Genomic DNA, 279 nt, shown 5'->3' on the forward strand with positions numbered 1-279 from the left:
GTGGGTCTTTCGGTCGCTGATCCAAGATGTCCACGTCACAGGTCACGCTCTCATTTCTGAATCCATCCTTGCAGTCATCTAAGAGTCCAGATGATTTACAAGATGACAGGTGGCACTCAATCTTCAGCTGGTTCAGAATTCCGCCCTCAGTCTTTCTTGTTGCTTCGACGATGTGCCTCAGCTTCAGTGAGTAGAGTCCGTTAGACAAAGACTGCAACTGTGAAACGGCAAAAGCAGCGACTTCATCAACATCTGAATCCGCTTCACTGCTGCCACTTG

The 279-nt window shown here is 48.7% G+C and carries 1 protein-coding gene; it reads right to left on the minus strand.

Annotated features, from left to right (window positions below; translation table 11 throughout):
- On the minus strand, positions 1-279 hold a 279-nt coding region (locus L5849_RS15825), incomplete at both ends, for a cystatin domain-containing protein (RefSeq protein ID WP_236926321.1).

The organism is Erythrobacter sp. SN021, from assembly GCF_021864455.1.